Origin of the sequence: Desulfofundulus luciae, assembly GCF_030813795.1 — a bacterium.
Classification (GTDB): Bacteria; Bacillota; Desulfotomaculia; order Desulfotomaculales; family Desulfovirgulaceae; genus Desulfofundulus; species Desulfofundulus luciae.
The window spans coordinates 23,331-48,487 of record NZ_JAUSUX010000005.1; the positions used below are offsets into that span (position 1 = coordinate 23,331).

General features: G+C 55.7%; 22 protein-coding genes. 5 read left to right on the forward strand and 17 right to left on the reverse strand.

The annotated features are described in order from the left end of the window. The 5 genes from J2Z49_RS04230 to dcuS all read right to left on the reverse strand — a co-directional run bounded on the left by J2Z49_RS04230 (position 1) and on the right by dcuS (position 5,975). Entirely contained in the window at positions 1–876 is an 876-nt protein-coding gene (locus tag J2Z49_RS04230; RefSeq protein WP_307400131.1) for a branched-chain amino acid ABC transporter permease, read from the reverse strand. Between the two features lie 63 nt (positions 877–939). Then, on the reverse strand, positions 940–2,172 hold the full coding sequence (locus J2Z49_RS04235) for an ABC transporter substrate-binding protein (protein WP_307400132.1): 1,233 nt from the start codon (positions 2,170–2,172) through the stop codon (positions 940–942). 93 nt (positions 2,173–2,265) lie between these two features. Continuing rightward, the gene (locus tag J2Z49_RS04240) at positions 2,266–3,384 is read right to left on the reverse strand and encodes a TRAP transporter substrate-binding protein (RefSeq protein ID WP_307400134.1); all 1,119 of its coding nucleotides are present in this window, start codon (positions 3,382–3,384) and stop codon (positions 2,266–2,268) included. A gap of 183 nt (positions 3,385–3,567) precedes the next feature. Further along, entirely contained in the window at positions 3,568–4,263 is a 696-nt protein-coding gene (locus J2Z49_RS04245; protein WP_307400136.1) for a response regulator, read from the reverse strand. 119 nt (positions 4,264–4,382) lie between these two features. After that, positions 4,383–5,975 carry a DcuS/MalK family sensor histidine kinase gene (dcuS, locus tag J2Z49_RS04250; RefSeq protein WP_307400137.1) on the reverse strand — a complete coding sequence of 531 codons (1,593 nt, stop codon included), beginning with the start codon at positions 5,973–5,975 and terminating at the stop codon, positions 4,383–4,385. Positions 5,976–6,254: 279 nt separating this feature from the next. Here dcuS and J2Z49_RS04255 point away from each other — a divergent pair, with 279 nt between their 5' ends. From J2Z49_RS04255 to J2Z49_RS04265, 3 genes are all read left to right on the forward strand, one after another. Next, on the forward strand, positions 6,255–7,217 hold the full coding sequence (locus J2Z49_RS04255) for an AAA family ATPase (protein ID WP_307400139.1): 963 nt from the start codon (positions 6,255–6,257) through the stop codon (positions 7,215–7,217). Positions 7,218–7,381: 164 nt separating this feature from the next. Beyond that, positions 7,382–8,629 (forward strand): methionine gamma-lyase family protein, encoded by a 1,248-nt coding sequence (locus J2Z49_RS04260; RefSeq protein WP_307400141.1) that lies wholly within the window; start codon positions 7,382–7,384, stop codon positions 8,627–8,629. Further along, positions 8,626–9,576, forward strand: coding sequence for a selenium metabolism-associated LysR family transcriptional regulator (locus J2Z49_RS04265; RefSeq protein WP_307400143.1), 951 nt, complete (start codon positions 8,626–8,628; stop codon positions 9,574–9,576). The genes J2Z49_RS04260 and J2Z49_RS04265 overlap by 4 nt, the downstream gene beginning before the upstream one ends. 2 nt (positions 9,577–9,578) lie before the next feature. On the opposite strand, the gene hfq is transcribed toward J2Z49_RS04265, so the two are convergent. From hfq to mutS, 7 genes are read right to left on the reverse strand one after another with little or no spacing between them, the layout of a single operon-like run. Beyond that, complete coding sequence (hfq, locus tag J2Z49_RS04270) at positions 9,579–9,821, reverse strand: RNA chaperone Hfq (RefSeq protein ID WP_121451686.1); 243 nt, start codon at positions 9,819–9,821, stop codon at positions 9,579–9,581. A 32-nt stretch (positions 9,822–9,853) separates the two neighbouring features. Next, positions 9,854–10,813: a tRNA (adenosine(37)-N6)-dimethylallyltransferase MiaA gene (gene miaA, locus J2Z49_RS04275; RefSeq protein ID WP_307400145.1), complete on the reverse strand. Its 960-nt coding sequence runs from the start codon at positions 10,811–10,813 to the stop codon at positions 9,854–9,856. Then, complete coding sequence (locus J2Z49_RS04280; protein ID WP_307400338.1) at positions 10,813–11,607, reverse strand: class I SAM-dependent methyltransferase; 795 nt, start codon at positions 11,605–11,607, stop codon at positions 10,813–10,815. Before J2Z49_RS04280 ends, miaA begins: the two co-directional genes overlap by 1 nt. A gap of 25 nt (positions 11,608–11,632) precedes the next feature. After that, on the reverse strand, positions 11,633–13,408 hold the full coding sequence (gene mutL, locus J2Z49_RS04285; RefSeq protein WP_307400146.1) for a DNA mismatch repair endonuclease MutL: 1,776 nt from the start codon (positions 13,406–13,408) through the stop codon (positions 11,633–11,635). Next, positions 13,409–14,779 carry a histone deacetylase family protein gene (locus J2Z49_RS04290; RefSeq protein WP_307400148.1) on the reverse strand — a complete coding sequence of 457 codons (1,371 nt, stop codon included), beginning with the start codon at positions 14,777–14,779 and terminating at the stop codon, positions 13,409–13,411. Next, complete coding sequence (locus J2Z49_RS04295) at positions 14,776–16,455, reverse strand: hydantoinase/oxoprolinase family protein (protein ID WP_307400151.1); 1,680 nt, start codon at positions 16,453–16,455, stop codon at positions 14,776–14,778. Before J2Z49_RS04295 ends, J2Z49_RS04290 begins: the two co-directional genes overlap by 4 nt. A gap of 49 nt (positions 16,456–16,504) precedes the next feature. Further along, on the reverse strand, positions 16,505–19,093 hold the full coding sequence (gene mutS / locus J2Z49_RS04300) for a DNA mismatch repair protein MutS (RefSeq protein ID WP_307400340.1): 2,589 nt from the start codon (positions 19,091–19,093) through the stop codon (positions 16,505–16,507). A 172-nt stretch (positions 19,094–19,265) separates the two neighbouring features. Here mutS and miaB point away from each other — a divergent pair, with 172 nt between their 5' ends. Both miaB and J2Z49_RS04310 read left to right on the forward strand, forming a co-directional pair. Beyond that, positions 19,266–20,603, forward strand: coding sequence for a tRNA (N6-isopentenyl adenosine(37)-C2)-methylthiotransferase MiaB (gene miaB, locus J2Z49_RS04305; RefSeq protein WP_307400153.1), 1,338 nt, complete (start codon positions 19,266–19,268; stop codon positions 20,601–20,603). 31 nt (positions 20,604–20,634) lie between these two features. Next, the gene (locus tag J2Z49_RS04310; protein WP_307400155.1) at positions 20,635–21,015 is read left to right on the forward strand and encodes a YlbF family regulator; all 381 of its coding nucleotides are present in this window, start codon (positions 20,635–20,637) and stop codon (positions 21,013–21,015) included. Here J2Z49_RS04310 and J2Z49_RS04315 read toward each other — a convergent pair whose 3' ends face one another. The 5 genes from J2Z49_RS04315 to rsgA all read right to left on the reverse strand — a co-directional run bounded on the left by J2Z49_RS04315 (position 21,016) and on the right by rsgA (position 25,150). After that, entirely contained in the window at positions 21,016–22,734 is a 1,719-nt protein-coding gene (locus J2Z49_RS04315) for an ABC-ATPase domain-containing protein (RefSeq protein WP_307400157.1), read from the reverse strand. It abuts the gene before it with no gap. Positions 22,735–22,873: 139 nt separating this feature from the next. Then, entirely contained in the window at positions 22,874–23,287 is a 414-nt protein-coding gene (locus J2Z49_RS04320) for a chemotaxis protein CheW (protein WP_307400159.1), read from the reverse strand. Between the two features lie 201 nt (positions 23,288–23,488). Next, positions 23,489–23,611 (reverse strand): RCKP-type rubredoxin-like domain-containing protein, encoded by a 123-nt coding sequence (locus tag J2Z49_RS04325; protein WP_307400160.1) that lies wholly within the window; start codon positions 23,609–23,611, stop codon positions 23,489–23,491. Continuing rightward, a complete protein-coding gene (rpe, locus tag J2Z49_RS04330; protein ID WP_307400162.1) occupies positions 23,612–24,274 on the reverse strand; it encodes a ribulose-phosphate 3-epimerase in 663 nt (220 codons plus the stop codon). Next, entirely contained in the window at positions 24,275–25,150 is an 876-nt protein-coding gene (gene rsgA / locus J2Z49_RS04335) for a ribosome small subunit-dependent GTPase A (protein ID WP_307400164.1), read from the reverse strand. It abuts the gene before it with no gap. Positions 25,151–25,157: the final 7 nt, after the last annotated feature.

Consider the following 25,157-nt stretch of genomic DNA (forward strand, 5'->3'; position numbering starts at 1 on the left):
TCACCTCCTGGTAAGGCTTTTAAAACCACCCGGTAAGAATAAAAGGACCAGTAAAAAAATGATCAGGCCGACCACATCTTTATATCCCATGGAAATATAGGTAGCTCCCAGGGATTCGGCGATACCCAGGGTGAGGCCGCCAAAGAGAGCCCCCATAGTGCTTCCCATTCCCCCTAAAATGGTGATAATAAATGCCTTTGCCGTAAACAGGTGACCGATATCCGGCCACAGATAAAACAAAGGGAGCAACAGAGAACCCCCTGCAGCCGCCAGTGCCGAGCCGATGCCAAAAGTGATCACCGTTATCCGGGGAGCGTTTACGCCCATATAAATGGCCGCGTCCCTATCCTGGGCCGTTGCCCGGATAGACCGGCCCAGATCTGTCCGGGTGAGAAAAAGATGCAATAACCAGGTAAAGATCATGGCAATTAAAAAGCCAATGGTCATGGGAATACTTATGGATATATCTCCCAGGAAGAAAGTGCTGGAGGAATAACTGGTCGCCACCGAACGGTAATCCGATTTAAAGATCAGCCGCATCGTCTCGGTTAAAACTAGCATAATGCCTACAGTTAATAGAACCTGGTTTTCCGGCAAAATGGAATCAACTTCCACCAGGCGGTTAATTAAGTATTTTTGAATTATACAACCAATAAAAAACAGGATCGGCATAGAAATAAACATGCCCAGGTAAGGATCAATACCCCATTCTTTAAAACAAAAATAAGTAATGTACATGCCTACCATCACCAGTGCCCCGTGAGCCAGATTGATAATCTTCATTACACCCATGATCAGGGTCATGCCAATGGCAATCAGGGCATACATGGCACCCAGAAGAATACCACAGATGATTGTCTGTAAAAATAAGGACATGCAAGATTTACCTCCCATGCTTTAAAGAGCAGGGGGATGGACCCCCTGCTCCACAAGCCATATCTACTTTCGCTCGCTCCATTTTGGTACGGGGAAGACCAGTTTTCCTGAAGCAGCCTCTTCAGGCCAGACCACTTCCAGCTTGCCCTTTTGCCATTGCACCACATAGGTGGTGGGTTTATCCTGGTTGGTATAGCCTTCCCAGTCCTCAAATTTGATGGGTCCCATTATTGTCATCAGATCGGTTTCTTTTAAGGCCTTCTGGATGCCTGCAGGGGTGAAATCCTTGGCCCGTCCCAAAGCATCAGCGATTACGTACATGGTGGCATAGGCCTGGGCACCGTGGTAATCGGGTTCTTTACCGTATTTTTCCTTGTACTTTTTAAAGTAATCGCTGGCCCCCTTCCAGGAAACGCTGGGAACCCACAGAGTTGTCGAAGCCACATACTCAGCGGCATTCCCGGCATTTTCCAAAAATTCCGGCATGGTATAGCCCGCCGCCCCACCGACAAACAGCCTGGGATTAAAATCCAGTTCTTTCATTTGCTTAACAATGAGAGAAGCATCCATCACATAAGAAACGGCAAAAACAACGTCCGGATTGGCCTTTTTCATATTGGCCAGCATGGGCTTAAAGTCAATGGCACCTTTTTCGTATCCCTGGTCAAAAACCACATTGATCCCTCTGGCCTTACAGGCAGCCCGGAAGGCCTCGGCAGAACTGGTACCAAAATCAGTGTTTTCATAGATAATGGCTACATTCCGGGGCTTAATCTTTTTATCAAACAAATCCCACAGGGCAGAAGTATATTTGCTGGACGGTGCGGCGGCCCCCCTGAACACCCATTGCCACCCCTGTTTGGTGATCTTGTCGGCAGAACCGGTAACAATGAGGAAGGGGATACCCTTTGACTGGGCGGTCCCGGCAATGACGTTGGTATTGGCACTGCTGTAGCCCCCGCTAAGCATGGCCACCTTATCCTGGTTAATTAATTTTTCAGCGGCAGCTTTGGCGGCGTCTTGCTTGCTCTGGTCGTCTTCAAATATCAGCTTGATTTCTTTCCCGTTAACCGTGGTCTTGCCGGCTGCTTTCAATTCCTCATAGGCCATTTCCATGGAATTTTTCTCCATGGTGCCAAACATGGCTTCAGTACCGGTTAAAGGGAGGATGACACCCACCTTTACCACATTTTGAGCTCCCTGCTCTTGCTGGGATCCCCCTCCTCCACACCCGGCTGTAACGGTTACACCCATAACCATTGCCAGAACAGCCAGAATAGCCAGGTATTTTTTCATTCTATCACCCTTTCTTAAATTCTTAAGTCTTCACTCAATTGAATCAACTCTCCGGCTACCCCCCTCCTCGCTTTTTCATATCGATCCTCCAGTTTATAACTTCCCTGCTCTCACCCCCCCGGTATTTGATTCTGGAAATTGTTTAAATAACCAACCAGTAGCATGTCCTCTGGAAACTGAGGAACTGTAGTTTTTCATGCGTAAAACCGCCTCCACCAGTTCATTGCCGATAACCGGTTTGAACTGCCGGTAAAGGGGAGTGAATGCCGCTTGCCATTCGATCCTTTCCGGGGGAGTCAGGGTGTGTATTTTGACCTTACCGGAAGACTCAATTTGTTTAAAATTTTTCTCATTTAAACTGGCCGCCTGCTCCCGTTCCCACAGGGTTACCTCGGTCATGGTCTCCTCAATAATTTTACGGATGTCGGGGGGCAGAGAGCGCCAGAAGGCAGCATTGGTCAGCACCACATAGCCCATGTAGCCGTGGTTGCTCACCGTCAGATAGGGTTGCACCTCATAAAAACGCTGGGAATAAATGTTGGACATGGTGTTTTCCTGGCCGTCCACCTGCCTGGCGGCCAGGGTACTGTAGACATCACTGAAGGGCAGACCGGTAGCCCGGGCACCCAGGCAACGAAACTGTTCTTCCAGAACCCGGCTGTTGATCATTACCCGGAAAGTTAAACCGGCAAAGTCACGGGGGTGCACCAGGGGTCTTTTGCTGTTGGTCATGTGTTTAAATCCATTATCCCAGAAGGCCAGGGGATGAATATTATGGGGTTCCAGGGTGGCAAAAAGTTTTTTACCTATTTCCCCATCCAGCGCCTGGTATACCTGTTCTTTGTTCTCAAAAAGATATGGTAAATCAAGCAACTGCCATTGGGGAGCAAGGCAGCTTAACTTGGAAGTGGTGGGGGCAATCATCTGGACTGCACCTTGCTGCAGGGCGTCCATTTCCTCCCCGTCCTTATAGAGGGTCGAATTGGGAAAAACCTGTACTTCCACCCGCCCCCCGGTGCGCTGCTGCACCAGGCGGGCAAAACGCCGGGCCGCCTGCCCCTTGGGTGTGTCCTCGGCCACCACATGGGAAAATTTGATCACGATCTTCTCCTTGGGATCCACCTGCTCCCCATCGGGACCCCGCTGGTCACAACCGGTGATTAGGAGGAACGATACCGCTAGAACTAATATCCATCTGGCCCGGCCCGTCATGTCTACGCTTGAAGCCCCCCTTTATTACGGAGCCCACGAGAAAAAATAATCCCAATTATATGAAAATTCCCAACTTATACCCCACAGAATCGAACTTTTTTTCTGAAAAACCTGTCTTCATTTTAACCTTCCGGCATCCCCAGGGCAACATTTTGGTCATTAAGTTAATTCTGGTCTTTATGTTTACGGAACTTTAATTTTGTACCTCTTGATGGGACGGCCTACTGAACCATACTGCAGTCCCAGGGTGACTTTACCCAATGCGGCCAGGTATTCCAGGTAACGACGGGCGGTCACCCTGGCCAGCCCCAGACCGGCGGCCACCTCTTCAGCCGACAGGGCACCCCCATCTTTAATCAGGAAAAGTAAAATCTGCTTTAAAGTAACCTCATTTAAACCCTTGGGCATCTCTGCTGCACCGACTTCGTTAACAACTACCGGAGTTCGTCTCAGGGCCAGGCGATCGATATCGTCCTGTTCCAGCCGGTCATCCTTATTCAACCGGCTGTATAAAAGGGCAAAACCCTCCAGGGCGGTCTTCAAGCGGTTGAACTTGAAGGGCTTGATAATATAGTCCACCGCCCCGTAACGGAAGGCGTGTTGAATGGTTTCCACGTCCTGGGCGGCAGTGACCAGCAATACGTCGGTGGGCAGACCCCGGCGGCGGATTTCCTGCAGGGCTTCCAAGCCGCTCATATCCGGCAGGTAGACATCCAGAAGGGTCAGGGCGGGCTTTAAGCGGGCCACCATTTCCACCGCCTTCCGGCCAGTACGGGCCACCCCCACCACCTGAAAGCCGGGTACGGCATTGACAAAGCCCCGGTTTACCTCCACCACCATGGGATCATCTTCTACAATGAGTACACCGATGTCGCCCAAGAAAAATCACCTCTCGTGTCTGTCCTGGGGTCACCCCTGGCCGGGCCATTATCCCTTTTTAACTGGTTGGACAACTTAACTTCTTAAGCGGGTAGAGTCACCCTGCCTTCCCCGGTTGATCAGGCTGAATAAGGAATACGCACCGTCACCGTGGTTCCTTCCCCCTCCCGGGAATGCAGGGTGATCTCCCCACCGGCCGTATCCACGTGTTTTTTCACCAGATACAAACCAATACCCCGCCCATTTCCTTTGGTGGAAAAGCCCTGTTCAAATATCTGCTCCCGGAGATGTGCCGATATGCCCGCACCCGTGTCTCGCACCCCCAGTACCAGGCCCTCCGGATCATCCCTCATGGTAAAGTGCACCTGCCGCCGGGCAGGTTCCATCTCCCGCACCGCATCAAGGGCGTTTTCCAGGAGATTGCCCAGCACCACCCCCAAGGCGGCGGCATCCATACGGGGGGGCAGGCGGGTAAGCCGGCAGGAGCGGTCGATGGACAGTTCCACCTTCAGTTCGCGGGCCCGACTGTATTTGCCCAGCAGCAACCCGGCAATACTGTAGTCACAAACGTTTTTGGTTAATAAACGGGTCAGTTTCTGCTGCTCCTCGGTAACGGCAAAGATATAGTCCACCGCCTCCTGCACCCGGTTCAACTGGAGCAAACCGGCAATGGTATGCAAACGGTTCAGATACTCGTGGTTTTGCACTCGCAGGGCCTCTACAAAGGATTTTACACCGGTTAATTCCTCAGCCAGGCGATGTACCTCGGTACGGTCCCGGAAGGAAGCCAGCGCCCCGACAATCTCCCCCTTCACCAGTACTGGTACCCGGTTAACAATAATGACGGTGTTATTTAAAACCCGTTCCTGGTTAAACTCCGGTTGACCCGTTTGCAACACCCGGGGTAAAAAACTATCCGGGAGCACTTCGGTAATGGACCGGCCTACCACCTCGTCATCCGTACCCAACAGACGTTTGGCTTCTTCGTTGATCACGGTAATACGCATATTCCGGTCGATAGCAATAATACCCTCGCCCATGGCCTGCAGCATGGCCGTGCGTTCTTCCAGGATACGGGCGATCTCCTCGGGTTCCAGAGTGAACATGGCCCCTTTAATCCTGCTGGCGAGGTAGAGGGAACCCAGCAAACCGGCCAGCAACCCGATGGCCAGGGATGGGTAGAGTTGAGCCTGGATGGCCCGGAAGAGCTCGGCAAAGGTGGGGGTAATAATACCCACCACCACCACTCCCACCTGCCGCGTACCTTCATCCACCTTGATGGGAGAAAAGGCACGGACGGCCGGACCCATCACCCCGGCAGTACGGGTAATATACTCCCGGCCGGACAGGGCCGGGTCCAGATCCCGATCGGAAAATTTGCCTCCAATGCGTTCGGCCACCGGGTGAGAGTAACGCACCCGGTTCATATCCACCACGACAATGTACTCCACCCCGGTAGCCAGCCTGATTTTTTCGGCCACGGGCTGAATGACGCTGGCACCGCCGGGACGCCCCACATTATTATGTACGGCCTCCATCTGGGCCAGGGTACGGGCAATGGCCAGGGCACGCATGCCCATCTCCTCTTCAAGCAGGTGGGATACCCTAATCCCCACGAGCAGGACGGCCACTAAAATGGCCAGCACCACCGAAACAAAGGACAAAATGGCCAGCCTTGTGTGCAGGGGCAAAAAACGCCGGTAAATGTCCAAAGCAGCCGCCTCTCCCTCAAAATATTAAGACCATTGCGATTATTAACATAATTCGATACCCGGAAACCAAACCCTCCTCAATGCCAGGGAAAATGCTGGGTGACAGCAGGAGAAACCAGCGAGGGATAGAAAAATAGCTCTGGATAGCTCTATACCTTTAGGAAACAATGCTATTGGTAATAATAACCCACAGGGTTAAACAATCCCAAAGAAGGTCAATGATCCTCCCGGGCAGGCGTATAATTTAAATTAAAGCCCTGGCCTGCGAGGTGATCACCTTTGGTGAAAATCAGGCTCTGGCAAAACCACAGTGAACAGAACGGAACTTTAGCAAATGAACGCCGGAACCTTCCTGTTTTTTCACCAGGGGGAAAACTGGAAAAAAACCATGGTGCGGGTGAAGAGCAGCGTCAGAAAAACGTCCGGGAAATTATGAAGGAACTGGACTCTTTAGTTGGTCTTGCCGGGGTAAAAAAGCTGGTGGGGGAAATCCACGCCTTTGTGGAAATCCAGCGCCGGCGGCAAAGGGAAAAGCTGGCCACCGAACCCCAGGTCTTGCACATGGTTTTTAAGGGCAATCCGGGGACGGGTAAAACCACCGTAGCCCGCATCATCGGCCGCCTCTTCAAAGAGGTGGGTGTTTTACCCAAAGGCCACCTGGTAGAAGTGGAAAGGGCTGACCTGGTGGGGGAATACATCGGTCATACGGCTCAAAAAACCAGGGAGCAGATTAAGAAGGCCCTGGGAGGCATTCTCTTTATCGACGAAGCCTATTCCCTGGCCCGGGGCGGTGAAAAGGATTTTGGACGGGAAGCCATTGATGCCCTGGTCAAAGGAATGGAGGACCACAAGGACAATCTGATTCTCATCCTGGCCGGTTACCGCCAGGAGATGGAATGGTTTATGGAAAGCAACCCGGGCTTACGCTCCCGGTTTCCCATCCACATCACCTTCCCCGATTACTCCACCCCAGAGCTGCTGGCCATAGCCGACCTGATGCTTAAAAAGCGCCAGTACCATTTGTCCCCGGGAGCCCGGGACGAGCTTCGCCTCATCCTGGAGGAAACCCGATCCCTTCACGTGCACAGCGGCAATGCCCGCCTGGTGCGCAATCTCATTGAGCGGGCCATACGCCAGCAGGCAGTTCGCCTCGTCCGCAGGGGCCAGGTCAGCCGGGAAGATTTAATGACCATCACCCGGGAAGATATCCTCCGGGCGCATGAAAGCAACCCGGGAATTTGACGCAACACACTCAAATGGATCAGAGCCGTCGCCCGAGAGGAGGGCTCTAGCACTGGAAACGAATACCAAACAAGTGCAGCCGGGGTCAACACACTGCGCGCTGCGAATTGCGTGATGAAGTATTAGAAGAATACCATCTATACCATATAAAGGGGAGTCTTAGCTTGATTGCAACGGACTTAACCACGTTGGCGGCAGAAGTAGAAGAAGAAGTAAAGCCTTATTACGAAAAAGTCGAGGCGGTGGCACGTCAAAACCATGCCCGGGTACTGGCCGCCTTTCACCACGCCCGGGTAAGCGATTACCATTTGAAAGGTTCCACCGGTTATGGTTACGGTGACCAGGGACGGGAAACCCTGGAAAAGGTGTACGCCCGGGCATTTCAGGCCGAGGCGGCCCTGGTGCGAGGACAAATTGTCAGCGGCACCCACGCCATTGCCCTGTGCTTGTTTGGGGTTTTGCGCCCCGGAGACGAACTGCTGGCAGTAACGGGAGCACCCTATGACACCCTCCAGGAAATGATCGGCATGCGAAGCCATGTCCCGGGATCTTTAAAGGAGTTGGGTGTCACCTACCGGCAGGTAGACCTGCTTCCCGATGGCAGTCTGAATACACAAGACATTGCCCAGGCCATTAACAAGCGCACCCGGATGGTAATGTTTCAACGTTCCCGGGGCTACAGTTTGCGCCCGTCTTTAAACCTGAACGAGATGGGCCGGGCCATCGCATGGATTAAGAAAAAACACCCCCACGTGGTAATCTTTGTGGACAACTGCTACGGTGAATTTGTCGAACCCCTGGAACCCCCGGCGGTAGGAGCTGACCTGGTGGCCGGATCGTTAATTAAGAACCCCGGCGGGGGCCTGGCTCCCAGCGGCGGTTACGTGGTAGGGAGGCAGCTTTACGTGGAAATGGCTGCCAACCGCCTGACGGCACCGGGCCTGGGCAGCGAAGTGGGACCCAGCCCCGACTACCAGCGCCTGCTCTTCCAGGGACTCTTCCTGGCTCCCCATGTGGTAGCCGAGGCTTTAAAAGGGGCCATCTTTGCCGCCCGCCTCTTTGAACGGCTGGGCTTTAAAGTAGACCCCGCACCCCAGGAAGAACGCACCGACATTGTTCAGGCCATTCTTTTGGGCTCACCCGAAAGGGTGATCGCTTTCTGCCAGGGATTGCAGCAGTCCTCTCCCGTGGATTCCCATGTGCGGCCTCAACCGGTGGACATGCCCGGTTACAGTGATGCGGTGGTTATGGCTGCCGGCACCTTTGTGCAGGGTTCCTCCATCGAGTTGAGCGCCGACGCGCCCATGCGTGAACCTTACGCGGTGTACATGCAGGGGGGGTTGTCCAAGGAATATGTCCAACTGGCCGTGCTCGCGGCAGCCAGGGCGGTACTGGCGGTGGAAAAGGGATGAACTTAAAACAATTGGAAGCCTTTTTATGGGTAGCGGAACTGCAGAGCTTTACCCGGGCGGCCAAGCATCTTTACATGAGCCAGCCGGCAGTAAGCTTTCAAATAAAGTCGCTGGAGGAAAGCCTGGGTGCGACCCTTTTTTACCGGGGCGATAAAAAGGTGGAACTTACCGAAGCCGGACGCCTCCTCTATCCCGAAGCCCGGCAAATATTGCGCCATTTTCAAAAAATCAAAGCCGGACTGGATGAACTGAAGGGGCTTAAAAGGGGACACCTTTGCCTGGGAGCCAGCACCATTCCCGGCGAATACCTGTTGCCCCTGTTGATCGGCCGTTTTCACCGACATTACCCGGGAATAGAGGTTACCCTGCGCATAGCCGGAAGCGGCCAGGTCATCCGCTGGGTGCGGGAGAGGGAAATCGATCTGGGAGTCACCGGCGCACCCGTCAAAGAGGAAGGGCTGGAATGTTTGCCCTGGTATCGGGACCGGCTGGTGCTTATTGTGGGACCGGAACACCCCTGGGCGAACCGGGAAGCGGTAAATCCGGGTGAATTGCTGGACCAACCCCTGATCCTGCGGGAGCCAGGTTCAGGCACGCGCCGTTCCCTGGAGGAAAAACTGGCCCAGGTGGGCCATTCCCTGGAAGAAGCGCGGGTGGTGATGGAACTGGGCAGTACCCGGGCCGTAATTACGGCTGTACAGGCTGGCCTGGGGGTCAGCCTGGTTTCCGCCCTGGCCGCCGCCGAACCCCTGGCCCTGGGAAGGGTGTGCCAGGTGGCCCTGCAGAATATGGACCTGACCCGCTACCTTTATTTGATCCATGCGCCGGAATGGCCGGGGAGTTTCGCCGCCGGGGCCTTCTGGGACTTTATCCGGCAGGAAGAACGGGTAAGTGAACAAAATGAACCCAACAAAAAGGCCCCTCCAACGGAGAGACCGGCTCCTTGAATTTATTGTGTTTTTTGTTCGGAAAAGGTGGTGCTCATGGGACGCATAGGGCTAACGGTGGAAATGGCGTGTTTATAAACCATCATTTGCTTGCCGTCGCTTTCCAAAATGACGGTAAAATTGTCGAAGCCCCTGACCACTCCCTTTAGCTGGAAACCGTTGACCAGAAAGATGGTCACGGGAACGTTTTCCTTGCGCACCTGATTTAAAAAGGCATCCTGTAAATTTATTTGTGGCTTGCTCATTGAAAGGTCCCTCCGTCGGTAGTTATTTTTTTCTAATTGCTCTTCGACGTATTTAGCAATACTCCTTCTGCACGCCTCGTAATTTCTCGGGCAACTTCCGTTAAACTGGTATATTGCCCTACATTGATCCAGTTAATCCGCTGGTCCCGTTTGAACCAGGTAAACTGCCTTTTGGCAAAACGCCGGGTGTTCCTTTTGAGCAAATAAACCGCTTCATCCAGGGTGGACAACCCCCGCAGGTAGGCGATAATTTCCTTGTATCCGAGACCCTGCATGGAGGTTAAGCGGGGACTGTACCCCCGGTCTAAAAGGGCCTGCACTTCTTCTACCAGACCCATCTCCATCATTTGATCCACCCGGGCTTCGATGCGCCGGTACAACCATTGCCGATCCATGGTCAGTCCAAGGATTAAAAGATTATAAGGAGGCTTTTCCCCTTCTTCCCGCAAGGCGCTTGACATGGGGCGCCCCGTGAGGTGATAAACTTCCAGGGCCCGGATCACTCGCTTTAAGTTGTTGGGATGAACCCGGGCCGCCGTCTCGGGGTCCACCTCGACCAGTCGCCGGTAAACGGCTTGCGGCCCCTTTTCTTCTGCCTCCCTCAAGAGCTTACGGCGAAAATATTCATCTACACCGGCACTGGTGAAATGGTAGGGTTCAATTACCGAGCGAACATAAAGCCCGGTACCCCCGACTAAAAGGGGTAACTTGCCCCGCTCCCATATTTCACGGATATGTTGCCGGGCCTGCGCCTGGTAAAGGGCCACGCTGTAGGGCTCATCGGGCTCAATGATGTCAATCATATAGTGGGGAACGCCCCGCCGTTCTTCCAGTGTTGGTTTGGCCGTGCCGATATCCATATAGCGGTAGACCAGCATGGAATCGGCGGAAACAATCTCTCCCCCCAATCTTAGGGCTACCTCTACCGAAACGGCGGTTTTACCCACGGCCGTAGGACCAACCAGGACCAACAGGGGTATTGGTGTTTCCATCAACCCGTTCCCCCTCTTTTTTCGATGATCCCGTAAGCCACGGGGGAGGATTTGCCACCCTGGACCCGGGTAAAACCCAACCGGGCAAACTCACCGCTGTCCCGGCTTTCCTTCATCACCACCCGTCGCCGGGCCACCCTTACGGCTTCCTGCACAGCCTGAACTGAAAGGGGGGCGGGATTAGCTACCAGGCGCACGGGGTTGATGGCCGCGGATTTTTCAAGAGGTTTGCGAAACATGGGATCAAAGTAAACCACATCAAAGCTTTCTGCGGCCAACCCTTTTAAATAGGATAAATGATTGGCGCAAACCACCTCAATGCGGGCCATGGCTTCAATCAATTCCCGGGGGGCGTGGTCGCGATAGGTTTTAAGGCCGTGCTCCACAAGAACCGCGAGCACAGGGGACGACTCCACCCCTACCACCCGGCCCTGGTTACCCACCACAAAGGAAGCCACGGTGGCGTCCACCCCCAGGCCCAGGGTGCAGTCTAAAACCCAATCCCCCGGTTGTAAGCCCATGGCTTTAATCATCCAATCAGTTTTTCCAGCTTTTATCTCGCTTATACGCAACTTGGCCATGCTGGGGTGCAGAAAAAGCTCTTCACCATTATAGAAATAGGAAACCCGGCGGGCCGAGACCACCAGAACACCGGAAACACCGTATTTTTTAGTCAGGGCAGGAATGGAAAGGCCGGCACGGGGTACCAGGGGCACCCCCAGCCGCGAACTTAACCGGGCAGCCAGTTCCAACTCCGGAGTACCGGCCCGGTGGCCCGTGGTGACCACGCACACGGCCGACAAGAACACCACCTCCGCTTTAGCAGCGTTTAAAGCGCTGAGCCAGTTCCTGGTGAGAAACATGGATAATGGTGGGCCTGCCGTGGGGACAGGTAAAAGGATTCCCGGCCGCCGCCAGCTGCTCCAAAAGGGACCTGGCCTCCGCCCCGGATAGTCCTTCCCCGGCCTTTACTGCCGCCCGGCAGGCAACCTGAGCCGCCAGGTGATGCACCAGGTCCTCCCGGGATGGGGAGCGGCCGGGTTCATCCAGGTAACCAATTATGTCCCGCAAGTAGGATTCACCTTCTCCCGGAGGGAAATCCGGTGGTAGTCCCCGTACCACCACCGTATCCTGGCTGAAGAAATCCAGTACAAATCCCAGGGAAGCAAGGAATTCCCGGTGTGCTTCCAACAGGCGGGCTTCCCGGTGGGTGAGAAAGACATTCACCGGCAGCGCAAGCATCTGGGAAGCTGCTCCCGGACCGGCCAGCGCGGCCAGGTATTTTTCATAGAGAACCCGCTCGTGGGCGGCGTGCTGGTCAACGATATACAGGCCATCCGGTCCCGCGGCTAAAAGATAGGTTGGCATGAGCTGGCCCACATACTCTACCGCAGGGAAGGAGGGCCCGGCATGGTCATACACCGGCGCCGCTTCGACCACGTAACCCTCCCTGCCGGCCGGGGGGAGGCTGTGCGGCGGATGGTCTGGAAACAAAACCTGTTGTCTGCCGGCCTCCCGCGGGAAGAAACGGGGTACCCGTGGCAGGGGCTCCTCCCGCAAATCAGGCCCGTGCTCCCGCAGTACCGCTCCTGGAATGACCAGCCGGTTGCCCATCAGGGCCTTCCGGACGGCGCGGGTAACGGCCTCAGACACTTCCCTTTCCCGGGCCAGCCGGACCTCCAGCTTGGCCGGGTGAACATTGACATCCAGCAGTTCCGGAGCGACGGAAAGGGAAATCACCGCCACCGGGTAACGGCCGGCCGGTAAAAGGGTGTGGTATGCCTCGCACACCGCCATGGTAACCAGGGGGCTATACACGTACCGGCCGTTGATTAACACGGTGACCTGGCGGCGGTTGCTGCGGTGCAGGGTGGGCCGTCCGGTATACCCCTTTATCAGCAGCCAATCCCCGGAGCAGTCCTCTACCGGAAGCATTTCCCGGGCAAGCTCTGAACCGTAGAAGGAAGCAATGACATCCAGCAGCTTGCCGGTCCCCGGCGAGGCAAAAACCTGCCGTCGGTTATGGGTAAACCGTATGGCCACCTCCGGCCGGGACAGGGCCAGGCGGAAAACATAGTCTCCCACCACACCCCCCTCGGTGCCGGGGGACTTCATATATTTTTTCCTGGCCGGAGTGTTATAGAAAAGGTTTTCCACGGTGACAATAGTCCCCGGAGCCAGGGCGGCGGGGCCGCTATTGATCACCTTGCCCCCTACCACCTCCAGAAAAGTTCCCCGGTCGGCAGTGGCGGTGCGGGTCTTCAGGGTCAATTTGCTTACCGCGGCTATACTGGGCAGCGCCTCTCCCCTGAAGCCCAGGGTGGTGATCCGGGAAAGATCCGCCGGCCCGCGGATTTTACTGGTAGCATGGCGTAAAAGGGCAAGCTGCGCGTCCTCCTCGTCCATGCCGCAGCCGTTGTCCCGGACCACAATGCGGGTCAGGCCCCCCTGTTCAATTTCCACCGAGATGGTCGAAGCCCCGGCATCCAGGGAGTTCTCCACCAGTTCTTTGACCACCGAGGCCGGTCTTTCCACCACCTCACCGGCGGCAATCTGGTTGGCCGTAGTTTCATCCAGAATAACAATCTTCGGCAATTATTCCCCCACCCTTGGACCCTCGGAAACCCATTCCTGGGCCTTATCCTGGTCAAAGGCCAGGAAGGTGTCGGTAGATTTATCCTGCAGGTAGACAAACTGGTACTGAACAAGCCCCCTGGCCTGTTCATAGGCATCGTAAGCCTCGGTTTGACAGGTCCCACAGGCCGTAAAGGGTATGGACACGCAGAACACCCGGCTGGGGTGACCGTAACCATGATCGGCCCGGGAATCGATGGTAATATAGCCGGGGCAGTTGGGACAGCGGCGTACCCTTTCAAGCTGTTCCTCTTCAATGTAGTCGGTGTCGTAATAGATGTGCTTACGGCGCTGAAAAAAAGTTCCGGTGCCAAAAATTTTATCCAGATCAACCCGGTCCCTGTTTTCCCATACGTTCCGGAGCTGTTCTACCACCCGTTGTACCCTGGCTACCCGTTCCGGGTTTTCCGGCATCGTTCCGGGCCATTCGGGCTCCCGCACGTAAGAATAGTCATGGCCGGCCAGGGCCAGCAGGATGGCCAGGTTGACATAAGGCAGAGCCGTTTCAATGGCATACCCCCCCTCCAGCACCGCCAGGTGGGGGTTAAGCTTGCGGGTGAACTCGGCGTAGCCCCTGGCCGTAAAACGCATGCTGCCCAGGGGATCGGTAAAATGATTGTCCTGCCCCGCGGAGTTGATAATAAATTCCGGTTTAAAGTCTTCTAAGATCGGTAAAATCAAATTATCCACCACATAATGAAAGGTCTCATCGCCCAATCCCGGGGGCAGGGGAATATTAATGGTACGGGCATAGGCCCCGGGGCCGCCCAGTTCATTGGGAAATCCCGTTCCGGGGTAAATGGTGCGCCCGTCCTGGTGAAAGGAAATAAATAAAACATCGGGATCGTGATAGAAGATGTCCTGGGTGCCATCCCCATGATGTACGTCCGAGTCGACAATGGCAATGCGCTTAATACCATGGTGGCGGCGCAGGTATTCCACTAGAATGGCCTCATTATTGATATTACAAAAACCCCGGTTGCCGTGGACCACCCGCATGGCATGGTGCCCCGGGGGACGCACCAGGGCAAAACCGTTTTTTAATTCTCCATGCACAATGGCATCGGCCAGCAGGGTGGCCGAACCGGCGGCAATAAGATGGGCCTCGGTAACCTGGCTTTGCACCCGGGGAACACAGAAGTGTACCCGGGCAATGTCGTGGATGGTGGCCAGGCGGGGGGCGTACTCCTCTATTTCGGGCAGATCCAGAACCCCTTCTTCAAAGATCTGATCCCGGGTGTATAAAAGACGTTCTTCCCGTTCCGGGTGGGTGGGCGAAATGGCCCAGTCAAAGGCCGGGAAAAATACCAGGCCGGTTTTCTTATTTTTCATTCACTGGTCCCCCCCGCTCCCACGTGGTACAAAATCCCCCGCCGGGTCTGTACGGTGACATCAATTAAGCGACCGACCGTCACCCAGTCCCGCACCATGTTGAAGACTTCCCGCCTGGTAACCTCCAACCCTTCCACGCAGTCTTCCAGCCCGTGACGGGCGGCCCGCTTGCACAGCCATTCTTTGGCCAGTTCTAAAGCATTTTCCTCATTGAAGGAACGCTCGGTGATCTTTCCCTGATAGCCCTCCTCCAGGATGATGTAAAAACCCTGCTCCGTGTCGGCCCTTAAGGTTACCTGCAGGGTAGGCCGGGCCACTGCCGCTCCGATGGCGTTGGCCACCGGGGCGTAGGGCGGGATCACCGGGTAACACCCCAAACGGGCAGCAATCTGGGAAACAAAACCGGCCGCCCCACCGCCCACACCCACCACGGTACTGGGGCGTACTTTCTTCTTCTGCAGCACTTCCCAAACCCGGTAAGCCGGTTCCTGCTCCCAGCGGCTAAACATGGCTTCAATTTCCCGGGTAATGGTTTCAATTACCCGGGTGGTCACCCGGCTGGCCACTTCGGCAACGGAAAGCCCTAAAGGTGCACCCAGCATCTGCATGGCTTCCCGGGCCCGGTCGGCATCTCCAAGCCTGGTTAACCCCAGCACCCTCAAGGCATCGGTGGGTGTGGGTAAAGGACCACCCAGGCAGTAGGGGGCTCCCAGGCGTTCGGAATAAATGATAATGTCCTTCCCTACCCGTTCGACAACGCTGTCGCCTCCCACGGGCACCGATTTCACCGCCAGCGCCCGTACGTGAGTGAGCATGTCATCCACCCGGGCTCCCCGGGAGGCTAAAAGGGGTTGGCCGCTCAAGATCAGGGCCAGGTCGGTGGTGGTACCACCGATATCCACCACCGCCGTTTCCCCCGGCGGCGTCAACGCCTGCACCCCCAACGTACTGGCCGCCGGCCCGCTAAAAATGGTTTCCACGGGCACCTCCAGGGAACTTTCCAGGGGCAGGGTACCGCCGTCGGCCTTGAGAATAAAAATGGCACCCTTTATTCCCCGCTGCGAGATGGCCTCCTGGACGGAACGAACAAAAAACTGGTACTTTTCCCGGGTGGCACAGGTGAGATAAGTGGAAACCACCCGGCGGGGAAAGTTCAATTGTCCGGCCACCTGATGACCCAGCTCCACATGCCAGTCGGGGTAGTTCCATAGTACGCGGGCGGCCACTTCCTTTTCATGACGATGGTTGCGGCACGAAAATTTACCCACTACAGCCACCTTACGATAACCCCTGGCTGCCAGTTCTGCGGCAGCCTGGTCCACCTCGGTCAAGCGCAGCGGAATAATCTCCCGCCCCCGGTAGTCAATGGCTCCCTGGATGATATGTGTGTCGGTAGGGAAACGGTACAGGCTGGGGCTTAAGCCGGGCCCGGGCATGAGGATCAAGCCCACGGGATCGTATTTCTTTTCCGCAATCAAATTTGTGATCACGGTGGTGCTGAAGACCACCCGCTCCACCAGTTCCCCCTCTACTCCTTTCATAATCTCGTCCAGGGCTTCCAGAAGGGAGGATAACAGGTCCTCCCGGGTAGGTACCTTGGCCATGGCCCGGACCAGCCCCCGATCCAGGAGAACCGCATCAGTACAGGTGCCTCCGACATCTATGCCTATATACACGGGAAGGTTTCACCCCCTACCGAAATCTCTTTTCCAAGGAATGACCACTCTAACTACCGTGGCCGGCTACCCGCCTTACACCCTGTTTTAAACTCCGCTGCCAGGCGGCAAGGGTATTCAGGGCCTCCAGGGGGGTCATTTGCCACAGATCCAGTTTCACCAGTTCATCCAGGATAGGATGTTTGGGAACCGCAGTTTTCTCTTCCCTGTGAGCCGGCAGGTCCCTTGGCGCCGGGCTTACAGCTCCCCCGTCCTGGCGGCACTCCAGTTCGTGGAGTATTTCTTCGGCTCTTTGCAGGATTTCCCCGGGCAAGCCCGCCAGGCGGGCCACCTGGATGCCGTAGCTACGGTCTGCCCGCCCGGGACGCACCCGGCGCAGGAAAACCACGTCTTCTCCCCTTTCCTCCACGGCAACGGTAAAGTTTTTGACCCCGGGCAAGACATCCAGTTCAGTCAATTCGTGATAATGGGTGGAAAAGAGGGTTCGGGCACCGATGCGGCGCACAATGTATTCCACCAGTGCCCGGGCAATGCTGATGCCGTCGTAGGTGCTGGTACCCCGCCCCACCTCATCCATGATGATCAAGCTCCGGGGCGTGGCCGCACTGACAATTACCTGGCATTCGCTCATCTCCACCATGAAAGTGCTTTGCCCCGCGGCCAGGTCGTCGCTGGCCCCCACCCGGGTAAAAATGCGGTCCACAATGCCTATTTCCCCGGAGGCAGCGGGAATAAAGCTACCCACCTGGGCCATTAATACCAGCAGGGCCACCTGGCGCATATAGGTGCTTTTCCCCGCCATATTGGGTCCGGTGAGCAGGATCAGGCGGGTATCGCCCCCCAGATCCACGTCGTTGGGCACAAATTCTCCCGGCTCAAGCACCTGCTCCACCACCGGGTGACGACCTTCCCGGATGGTTATGCGGGAACCGTCGTTTACCTTGGGACGGACATAATTTCCCTTCACCGCTGCCTCGGCCAGGGAAAGAAGGACATCGGTACGGGCTACCGCCCCCGCTGCCTGTTGAATGCGCCTCACCTGGGCAGCCACTTTTTCCCTTATTTCGGTAAATAAACGGTATTCCAGCTGAACAAGCCTTTCTTCTGCTCCCAGGATTTGTTCTTCCAGTTCCTTTAACTCCGGGGTAATAAAACGCTCCGCCCCGGCCAGGGTCTGCTTGCGTATGTAGTCAGCGGGCACAAGATCAAGGTTGGGGCGGGTTACTTCCAGGTAATAACCAAACACCTTATTAAAGCCTACCTTCAAGGAGCGGATACCGGTACGCTCCTTTTCCCGGGCTTCCAGCTGGGCCAGCCAGTTTTTACCCTCCCGGCTGGCCTGGCGCAGGCGGTCCACCTCGGGATGATATCCCTCCCGGATGATACCACCTTCCCTGGAACCGGCAGGGGGATCGGCGTCAATAGCTTCATCTAAGAGCTGGACAACATCTTCCAGGCAGTCCAGATCTCCGGCAATCTCCTGCCAGAGGGGAGCTTTTTTATTGCATAGCACTTTTTTTACCTTTGGCAAAACGGCCAGGGAGTTTTTCAAGGCAAGCAAATCCCGGGGACCGGCGGTGCCGTAGACTACCCGGGAGGATAACCTTTCCAAATCGTAGATGGTCTTTAAAAGGTGCTGCAGTTCCTGGCGGGCAAGACTATCATTGACCAGTTCCTCCACCGCATCCTGACGGGCACGAATGGCCTGCACATCCAGCAGGGGGCGCTCCAGCCAGGACTTCAACAAACGCCCGCCCATGGCCGTGACCGTGTGGTCCAGCACCCAGAGAAGGGTACCCCAACGGGAGCCATCCCTTAAGGAACTGGTTAACTCCAGATTGCGCCGGGTGACCCCGTCCAGGTGCATGTACTGGCCCCCACAGTATATTTCTACCCGGTTGATCTGGCCCAGCTCCCGCTTCTGGGTGGCCTTAAGGTAATTCAACATTCCCCCGGCACAAAGGATGGCCAGGGGCAGGCCGCTTAAACCGGAGCGGGTCCAACCCGTTCCCAACTGTTCCTGTAAGCTCCGGACCGCCTCCCCCCGCTCGAAGGCGGCGGGACTCCAGAAGGAAGTAACCGCTTTGGGCAGCCGGGACTTGACGGCCCCGGCCAGCTCCCGGTAAAGGGGTATATCGGGCAGGAGAACCTCGGCCGGTTCCAGGCGGATTAGTTCATCCAGCAGGGCATCCCGGCCGTCTATCTGGGTAACCATGAACAGGCCCGTGGTTACGTCAACCACGGCCAGACCGTAAGCATTGCCTTTTTCAACTACGGCGGCCAGGAAATTATGTTTTCTTTCCTCCAGGCATTCCATGATCGTGCCGGGGGTAACCACCCGGGTCACTTCCCGCCGCACGATCCCCCTGGCATCGGCCGGGTCCTCGACCTGGTCGCAAATGGCCACCTTGTACCCCCGTTCAATTAAACGGGCAATATAGGTGTCTGCCGCATGATAGGGCACCCCGCACATGGGCACCCGGCCGGCTGCCCCGGCGTCCCTCCCGGTAAGGGTAATCTCCAGTTCCCGCGAGGCTATCAGGGCATCATCAAAAAACATTTCGTAAAAATCCCCGAGACGAAAAAAGAGTATGGCGTCTTGATAATTCTGTTTAATCTGCAAATACTGTTTCAGCATGGGGGTGTAGGACACCAATAATCCCCTCCTGGGCACCATTATAACACAAAGAACTGCCAGGCAAAAGGAAAACCCGGTTCCGATGTCCAGGCTCCGAAGCCATGATGAAAATAAGTTTGCGCCCGGTCCCCAAATAAGATATAATACGAGGAGTAACGGGAAGGGATCAGGTATGAAGGAAAGAATACCCACCTACGAAGTAATAACCTTTGGGTGCCAGATGAATGACCACGACTCTGAGGTAATGGCCGGCATGCTGGAATCCCTGGGTTACGAACCAGCCGCCAGCACCGGTGAGGCCGATGTAATACTGGTGAACACCTGCTGCGTACGGGAAACGGCCGAAAACAAGATCTACGGCCTTTTGGGGCGTCTGGCTCACTTAAAGGATAAAAAGGGCGACCTGATCATTGGCATAGCTGGATGCATGACCCAGCAGCCGGAAGTAACCCGCAAAATCAAAAACCGTTTTCCCCAGGTGGATCTCATCCTGGGTACCCACAACTTACACCGCCTGCCCGAACTCCTTTTACAGGCCCGGGAATGCCGGGAAAGGGTGGTGGAGATATGGGATCAGGCCGGCGAGATCGTGGAAAACCTGCCTATCCGCCGGGCCTCCAGGGTGAAGGCCTGGGTAAACATCACCTACGGCTGCAATAACTTTTGCACCTACTGTATTGTACCCTACGTGCGCGGGCGGGAGCGCAGCCGCCGGCCGGAAGACATTCTTAACGAGATTCGCCAACTGGTACAGGAAGGCTACCGGGAAGTCACCCTTTTAGGGCAGAATGTGAACTCTTACGGCAAGGATTTGCCCGGGCCGGCCAGTTTTGCCCGCCTGCTAACAGAAGTGGATCAAATTCCGGGTCTTTGGCGTATCCGTTTTACCACCTCCCATCCCCGGGATTTTACCCGGGAACTGATTGATACCATTGCCCGCTGCCCCCACGTATGCGAACATATCCATCTGCCCGTGCAGGCAGGCAGCAACCGTATCCTGAAGCTGATGAACCGGGGTTATGACCGGGACTATTACCTGGACCTGGTGGAGCGCATTCGCCGGGCTATACCCGGCGTGGCCATAACCACTGATATCATGGTAGGGTTCCCCGGGGAAACGGAAGAGGATTTTGCCCAGACCATGGATCTGGTGGAAAGGGTGCGCTTTGACGGCGCCTTTACCTTTGTATATAACCCCCGGCCGGGCACCCCGGCGGCACGCTTTCCTGAGCAGGTACCCGACGGAGTAAAAAGCGAAAGGATTCAGAAGCTCATTGAAAGACAGAACGAAATCACCCTGGCCCATAACAAGGCCCTCGTTGGCCGGGTGGAGCAGATTCTGGTGGAAGGCGAAAGCAAAACCAACCCCGAAATGATGAGCGGCCGCACCAGGACAAACCGGCTGGTGATTTTCCCCGGTTCCAGGGATCTCGCCGGGCAACTGGTGAATGTGACTGTTACCGGAGCCCGCCTCACCCACCTGGAAGGCAAATTGGCGGCGACGGTATGATCAATATTTTCCCGGATGGGAGGTGATTGATGTGTCTGTAATCGCAAAGGCCCGGGAACTGGGAGAAGAAATTGCCCGCTCCCAGGAGTTGACGGCCATGATCCAGGCCCAGCAGGCTATGCTGCAGGATCCTGCCGCCAAGCAAATCATCGATGAATTTCATCAAAAGCAGCGGTTCCTGCAAATGATCCAGACCCAGGGCCTGGAACTTACGGAAAGCCAGAAGGCCGATGTGGAAGATCTGGAAAAGCGCATGATGGATAACCCGTTGATTACGGAATTTTTCCGTGCTCAACACAACTTCGAACAGTTACTGGAAGAAATCAACCAGATCATTAGCGATGCCATTTCCGGCGGCCAGCATTCCTGTTCCGATGAAAGCTGCAGTTGCTGCTGCGGCTGTGAGGTCTAGTTATAACTGCTGGCGCACCTGCAAGCGACGGTAGCGGTTAATAGCGGCGGCAATTTCCTGCACCCGGGGGCGAGCATAATCCCCCGGGTGCTGTCCTTTAAAGGGAGATACAACATCAAGGCCCTCTCTATCTATATCCGCCAGAACCGCCAGGACTACTTCCCTCAAGGTTCGTTCCCCGTTAATGTAGTGTTTAGCCGCATACTTGATGATCTCAGCTATGGCCCGCAATTGAGCGGGGTCCACCAGTTGCTCCACATCCTGCAGGTCAATATCCATGTGGCCATAGACAATTTCATCGATCCCCCGCGCTTTTACCCTGGCCCGTCCCTCAAGGATAAAGGAGGCAGGCAAAGGGATACGGGAGGTAATCCGGTTAAAAGTACCAACAGCCTCTACCCGGCGCTCATCACGGTGGCGCAAAGCTATCTCCCTGGCCCGCCGGGTTACATCCAAGGGGATGTAGTTTTGCATCATAATGACCCGGTCGGCCACCGCAAAGTAATCCCCCGATCCGCCCACCACCAGGACGGTGGAAACACCCAGGTGCTCGTAAAGCTGGCGCACCCTATCGATAAAGGGGGTGATGGGTTCGAATTCCTTGGCCACCAGTTCCTGCATGCGGCCATCCCGGATCATAAAGTTGGTGGCACTGGTATCCTCGTCAAGAAGCAACAAACGGGTCCCCACTTCCAGGGCCTCCACGATGTTAGCCGCCTGCGAAGTGCTGCCACTGGCGTTTTCCGTGGAAAAAGCCCGGGTATCCTGGCCATGGGGTAAATTGTTTATAAAAGCGCTGATATCCACCTTTTCCACGCTGCGGCCGTCCTCGGCCCGGATTTTCACCGCGTCATCCACGGTAATTACCAGTTCCCGCCCGTCTCCGGGGATATGGTTGTAGACTCCCCTTTCCAGGGCACGCAAAAGGGTAGACTTGCCGTGGTAGCCTCCTCCCACAATGAGGGTGACCCCCCGGGGAACGCCCATGCCAGTCACCGTGCCGCGATTGGGCAGCTCAAAGGAAACCTCCAGTTCCGGCGGAGATTGAAAGGGAATTACCCGGCCCCTGGTTAAAGGGCGGTCGCTTACGCCGCTTTCCCTGGGCAGGATGGCTCCGTTGGCCACAAAGGCCACCAGGCCCCGTTCATCCAGCCGGGCCCTTAAAAATTCCTGGTCTTCCACCAGTTCCACCTGTTGTTTTAAGGCCGCTGCGTCCAGACTTTTATAAAACAGGGATTCGTTGACGATGGCCGGAATCTCTTCAAAGAAGATGCGCACTGCTTCCCAGCCGGTAATGGTACGCCCCCGGGCAGGCAGACCAACGTTAAAACGGATCTCTACATACTTCTTATTAACAACTGCCCCGGTACGCTCGAGAATTTCCTGGCCGCAGTGGCCTATAGCGATCAGGCCGCTTTTACCGGTCCCCCGGTGCCCCCGGGCATGGCGGCTGATTGCCCGGCCAAACTGTCGCATCAGGTAGTCCTCCAGGGCAATTCTCCGGGGGGTGGTGGCATACAGTTCGGGAGGAAAACTGGCCAAACGCTGGTCCACCCGCACCCGCAGGCGGCTGGGGGGGGCAAAGGGATCGCTTTGTACGTGATCAATAAAGAGAGTGTAACGGTCAAAAGAATAGCTGCCGCCAATGGACTTATAGGCACCGTAACCACGGCCATCTATGTCCAGCAGGCGGGAACGCAGTGTTTCCTGGTTGGACAAGCAAAACACCTCTTTCTTTACTTAAGGGGAAACGCCCGAAAACCCCGTGAAAAATGCCATAAACCGAAACCCATAAAAAAGGCCACCCGGTAAAAGCTGCCCCCGGTGTGGCCCTGTAACAGGGCACAAAACCCGCGGCCTACAAAACCCGGCCCAGGTTGAGCAATAACCACAGGCGGTCGCCTTTTTTTATTACCCCCCGGAGGAACTCCATGTTGTCTCCAGCCACCGCCGGCGGTTCCATTTCATTGGGGTTGTAGCGACCCACCTCCAGAACGTTATCAACAATCATACCCACTTTTTGTCCTTCATACTCCACCACAATGATCCGGGTGGCATCGGTGTAATCCCGCACAGGCAGATCCAGGCGTCTGTTCAGGTTAATTACCGGCACGATACTACCCCTGAGATTGATGATACCTTCAATGTAACTTTTAGTGTTAGGCACCCGGGTAATATCGGTCATGCGAATGATCTCCTGGGTTTCCTGAATGGGCAGGGCATATTGTTGATCGTTTAACTGGAAGATTACCACTTGTTGCTCATCGCCCATAATTGACTCCCCTTCCTGGATTGCTATCAAACAAATTAGCCTTAGAACGCATGGCCCCACGCCACTTCCGTACTACAGGCTAAAGGAAGGTTTTGACGAAAGGGAAGAAATTCCTGCCTGTGCCCGCGACAATTTCTAAGTAAAAGTCGCTCCTTTCGGGTCTATCCCCCAGGTTATGTATGACATTGTAACTCCAGGAAACTACTTCTTGGGCTGGGATTCCTTGGCAAGCTTATCCTTGGGTGCACCGCAAGACTTGCACTTGCCGGGCTTGCAGCGGGCCTCCACTACATTCCCGCACTCCTGGCACTTCCAGACAGCCATCTACTCACCCCCTTTTGCCGCTTGCCGGATTTTCTGAATAGCCGCTACCGGATCCGGGGCACCAAAAACAGCCGAACCAGCCACCAGTACCGTAGCCCCGGCCTGTACCACCAGTGGGGCGGTGGAGGGATTGATACCACCGTCCACCTGGATTTCCGCCTCCAACCCGGCACCATTCAGCATCTCCCGGATCTTGCGGATTTTGAGGATGGTCTGGGGAATAAAGGCCTGCCCACCGAAGCCCGGGTTAACGGTCATCACCAGTACCAGATCAAAAAGTCCGGGCAGGTATTCCAGCACTTCAGGGGGAGTGGCCGGATTCAGGGCTACCCCGGCCCTGGCCCCCTTTTCCCGGATATGCGTGAGCGTGCGGTGCAGGTGCCGGCAGGCTTCCGCATGTACCGTGATCAGGTCTGCCCCCGCCTCAACAAAGGAATCTATATAACGGTCGGGCTCTTCGATCATTAAATGAACGTCAAAAAACAGCCGGCTGTGGGGCCGCAGAGCCGCCACCACCAGTGGCCCGATGGTAATGTTGGGCACGAAGTGGCCGTCCATGACGTCAAGGTGGAGGTAGTCTGCCCCGGCCCTCTCCACCCGTTGCACGTCTTCCATAAGGCGGGCAAAGTTAGCCGAGAGAATCGACGGTGCTATTTTGATCACTCAGTATCTCCTCTCCAGTTCCATTACTTCCTGCAGCAATTGTAAATAGTTTTCGTAGCGAAAGGCGGAAATTTCCCCTTTTTCAACGGCCCTTTTTACCGCACAATCGGGCTCCTGGAAATGCAGGCAGCCGGTGAAGCGGCAATCGTCGCGGCGGGCTACAAATTCCGGATAAAACTCCCCCAGTTCTTCCCGTTTCATTTCGGGCAAATAAAGGCTGGAAAACCCCGGGGTATCTGCTACCAGACCCCCCCCGGGCAAACACAGGAGCTCCACATGCCTGGTGGTATGCCGGCCCCGGCCTAATTTGCGGCTGATCTCCCCGGTTTTTAGATTTAAACCGGGAACCATGGCATTTAACAGGCTGGACTTACCCACCCCCGAAGGCCCGGCCAGTACGGTAATATGTCCCTGTAGCAGGGCACGCAATTCATCAAGGCCGCTGCCATCCAGAACACTGGTACAAACAACCGGATAACCTGCCCGGCGGTAGGCCCCGATCATATCCCGGCTTAGATCTTCTCCCAGGTCCACCTTGTTAAAACAAATGGCCGGCCCTACCCCGGCATGTTCGGCCTGGATGAGAAACCGATCCAGTAAAAAGGTATTGGGGTCGGGATCCTTCATCGCAAACACAATCAGTGCCCGGTCTACATTGGCTACCGGCGGACGCACAAGGGTGGTCCGGCGGGGGTGTACCTCTTCAATTACCCCCTGACCCTGGGGTAGGAGGCGAAAGGTAACCCGGTCCCCAACCAGCACCTGCTTCTTTTCCCGGCGAAAGCGTCCCCTCAAGACGCAGTCGTGAATTTCCTCGCCGCTCGCTACATAATAATGTCCGCCGTAAGCCTTGACCACCGTTCCTTCCCGCAGCATTTTTTAA

Bases quoted from the DNA above. Each gene is read 5' to 3' on its own strand.
- J2Z49_RS04230 (WP_307400131.1), bottom strand. From the start codon at position 876: ATGTCCTTATTTTTACAGACAATCATCTGTGGTATTCTTCTGGGTGCC.
- J2Z49_RS04235 (WP_307400132.1), bottom strand. From the start codon at position 2,172: ATGAAAAAATACCTGGCTATTCTGGCTGTTCTGGCAATGGTTATGGGT.
- J2Z49_RS04240 (WP_307400134.1), bottom strand. From the start codon at position 3,384: ATGACGGGCCGGGCCAGATGGATATTAGTTCTAGCGGTATCGTTCCTC.
- J2Z49_RS04265 (WP_307400143.1), top strand. From the start codon at position 8,626: ATGAACTTAAAACAATTGGAAGCCTTTTTATGGGTAGCGGAACTGCAG.
- hfq (WP_121451686.1), bottom strand. From the start codon at position 9,821: ATGAGCAAGCCACAAATAAATTTACAGGATGCCTTTTTAAATCAGGTG.
- miaA (WP_307400145.1), bottom strand. From the start codon at position 10,813: ATGGAAACACCAATACCCCTGTTGGTCCTGGTTGGTCCTACGGCCGTG.
- J2Z49_RS04290 (WP_307400148.1), bottom strand. From the start codon at position 14,779: ATGAAAAATAAGAAAACCGGCCTGGTATTTTTCCCGGCCTTTGACTGG.
- mutS (WP_307400340.1), bottom strand. From the start codon at position 19,093: ATGCTGAAACAGTATTTGCAGATTAAACAGAATTATCAAGACGCCATA.
- miaB (WP_307400153.1), top strand. From the start codon at position 19,266: ATGAAGGAAAGAATACCCACCTACGAAGTAATAACCTTTGGGTGCCAG.
- J2Z49_RS04320 (WP_307400159.1), bottom strand. From the start codon at position 23,287: ATGGGCGATGAGCAACAAGTGGTAATCTTCCAGTTAAACGATCAACAA.
- J2Z49_RS04325 (WP_307400160.1), bottom strand. From the start codon at position 23,611: ATGGCTGTCTGGAAGTGCCAGGAGTGCGGGAATGTAGTGGAGGCCCGC.
- rsgA (WP_307400164.1), bottom strand. From the start codon at position 25,150: ATGCTGCGGGAAGGAACGGTGGTCAAGGCTTACGGCGGACATTATTAT.